This is a genomic window from Moorena sp. SIO2C4 (genome assembly GCF_010672485.1).
GTDB lineage: Bacteria > Cyanobacteriota > Cyanobacteriia > Cyanobacteriales > Coleofasciculaceae > Moorena > Moorena producens.
Window position 1 is genome coordinate 1 of sequence record NZ_JAAHGN010000871.1, and the last position, 3,317, is coordinate 3,317.

At 41.8% G+C, this 3,317-nt stretch carries 2 protein-coding genes; both read left to right on the plus strand.

Annotated elements, in window-relative coordinates:
• Positions 1-100 precede the first annotated feature (100 nt).
• On the plus strand, positions 101-1,897 hold the full coding sequence (locus F6K20_RS30600) for an ATP-binding protein (RefSeq protein ID WP_287297230.1): 1,797 nt from the start codon (positions 101-103) through the stop codon (positions 1,895-1,897).
• 166 nt (positions 1,898-2,063) lie between these two features.
• Complete coding sequence (locus tag F6K20_RS30605; RefSeq protein WP_008182165.1) at positions 2,064-3,221, plus strand: YcjF family protein; 1,158 nt, start codon at positions 2,064-2,066, stop codon at positions 3,219-3,221.
• Positions 3,222-3,317 lie beyond the last annotated feature (96 nt).

Here is a 3,317-nt window from a genome sequence, read left to right on the forward strand (position 1 = left end):
GATCCTGAATCAGCAAACTCAATATTAGGACACTTTCCCTTTTGCTCTGAGTACTAAACTTTATCCAGAATGGCCTTTTTCCACACTACCCCCCACCCCCGTGGAGTTAGCGGAAGAGGTTGCGATCGCATTAATGACCATGCCTTCTGAGCACCCAGCGGCCAAAGCTGGTCGTTATCAGGGCTGGACCATCCCGGCCAACTACCAACCTTGTCACGAAACCTTACGGAATCTGCGGGTTCGTCCCTACGAAGATTGGGGAAAAGTTACTCTGGGTCAAGTTATCCATCAGTACCGCTATTGGCTCTTATTTGCTGGTGTTTCCTGTTTTGGATTTAGCTATGGTCTAGTTTATCTAGCTGGGCGTAGGCGAATCGAAGCACAACTGCGAAAAGCCAATGCTTTACTGGAAATCCGGGTTGAGGAACGTACAGCTGAGTTCAAAGCAGCTAAAGAAGCGGCTGATCAGGCTAATCACGCCAAAAGTCAATTCCTGGCTAATATGAGTCATGAATTGCGTACTCCCCTCAATGGCGTTTTGGGTTACGCCCAAATTCTACAACGGGATCCACAGATAACTGCTCAACAAAAAGACCAGATCAACCTTATTTATCAGTGTGGCAACTATCTACTCCATCTGATTAATGACATTTTAGACTTATCCAAAATCGAAGCTCGGAAAATGGAACTGTTTCCCAGAGAAGTTCATTTGCCGTCCTTTCTGATGGAAGTTGTAGAAATGTGCCGGGTTAAAGCCCAGCAAAAAGAGATTGCTTTTATTTATCTACCCTCATCCCATCTGCCAGACGGTATCCTGGCTGATGCCAAACGATTGCGACAAGTTCTGATTAACCTTTTGGGCAATGCCATTAAGTTTACTGACCATGGCGGAGTCACGTTTAAGGTAGAGGTTATCAGTAAACACCCACGACTTCCTACTCTCCAATCCCCCCTAGTCAGACTTCGATTTATAATTAAAGATACTGGCATTGGGATGACCCCAGAACAACTGGAAAAAATATTTTTGCCCTTTGAACAGGTGGGGGATGTTGATCATCGTGAACAAGGTACTGGACTTGGATTAGCGATTAGCCAAACAATTATCAAGTTGATGGGAAGTGCTATCAATGTTGAGAGTACTTATGGCAAAGGTAGCATGTTCTCTATAGATTTAGATTTACCGATTACTACAGCTTTGATTGCGAGTAAGCAAGCTTCCACTAAGACTATTATAGGTTGTCATGGAAAAGCTCGGAAAATCTTAGTAGTAGATGACAAATGGCAGAATCGCTCTGTAATTGTGAATGTGTTACAACCTCTGGGATTTGAACTGTTGGAGGCCACTAATGGGGTTGAGGGTTTGGAAAAAGCCACAGAATGTAACCCTGACCTAATTATTACTGACTTGGTGATGCCGGTGATGGATGGCTTGGAAATGATGCGACGTCTGCGCTCATTAGATAAATTGAAAGATCTGTTGATTATTGCTTCATCTGCCAGTGTTTATGAGTTAGACCAGCAACAGAGTTGGCATGCAGGCTGCGATGATTTTATTCCCAAACCAGTGGATGTAGCAGAATTACTGGAAAAATTAAAACAGCATTTGCAACTGGAATGGGTGTATGAAGACTTCATACCAAAACCAGAAACTATAATAGATGCTGGAGCTGAACAAATCCACCTAGATGCCATTGTGCCTCCCCCATCTGATATTCTGCTCCAACTTTATGACTTGTCTAAGAAAGGTAATGTGTTTGACATCAGCCAAGAAGCGGAAAAGCTGGAAGTATTAGATGCTAAATTTGTACCATTTGCTAAAGTTATTTATAAATTGGCTAAGGATTTTAATGTGAAGGAACTTAGGAATTTTATCGAACAGTATGTCGATAATATATAGCGTTATCAAATGAGTTATAAACTCAGAAATTTCGAAAAATGCAATAGTAGGGGCAATAGCTCCAGAGTTTTATAGTAAAATAACATAAGACATTCTCAGGTTACATCTCAACTGAAAATGCTATATACAGTTTAAATGCACAACAGCTTAAAGGAGAAAACTACTAATGTCAGAGCACATCTCATTTGATGAACTGTTAGGCAAAATGAGCGAAGCCTATGAAGATGCCCAGAGCAAAATTGAGCAATGTAATGTTTTAGTAATTGGGAAAACCGGTGTAGGAAAAAGTACCTTAGTAAACACAATTTTTCGCTCTCGCCTGGCAGAAACAGGAGTGGGCTATCCTGTTACTCAAACCATTCGTCGTTATACCAAAACAGGTTGCCCGATTACAGTGTACGATACGCCAGGGCTAGAACTTAAAGCCGAACAGATTGAACGAGTAAGGAGAGATATCTCGAAACTAATTGATGATCAAAGGAAACTAGAGGCAAAAGAACACATTCATGTGGTGTGGTATTGCCTTAATCATGAGACTGCTCGATTGGATCCGATTGAAGAAGAATGGCTAAAGAGCCTCCAACAAAAAGATGTACCAGTTATCTTAGTTCTGACTCAAACCTTAACGAAAAAACGTAGTGATTTTATTGCTTTCCTAGAGAGAAAAAATCTACCGGTTAGTCAGATTATTCCAGTGCTAGCACAATCAAAACCAATCGATGATGATTATACGGTGACAGCCCATGGTTTAGAGCGTTTAGTAGAAGTGACGGCAAATTTACTGCCAGAAGCCCAGCGCAAAGCATTTCTGAGAGAACAGATTAGAAATATTGAACTAAAAGCAGGTGAAGCGTTTAAATATGTTACGGGTTATGTTACTGGTTCAGCATTGGTTGGTGCCTCACCAATTCCGTTTTCTGATGCGCCAATCTTGGTAACGATGCAAACGGTAATGATTGCTAACATCACCAGCATTTTTGGATTAACGGTTGAAAGAGCTTTTCTGGGAATGGTGATATCTGCTCTTGGGGGTACAGGAGGAGTGACTGCAGTGGGTAAAGTAATTGTCGCGAATTTACTCAAAATGATTCCTGGTGCAGGCACTGTTCTTGGTGGAGCAATATCAGGCTCAACGGCAGCAGCACTAACTTTGGCTCTTGGTCTATCTTATATTGAAGCTCTGAAGATTTATGTTAAAGCTCAAATTGATGGTAAGGAAATACCCCTTTCTGAGCTGGCGAAAATTATCATTGAACAATATAAATATTATGCGGGAACAGGTAAAAAAAGCTTGAGGGATCAGGAATTACCGCCTTCAGATTAGGAGTGTGGGGAGATGGGGAGATGGGGAGATGGGGAGATGGGGAGATGGGAAGATGGGGAGATGGGGGAAATTTTAATTAAGGGTATCCTGACATGA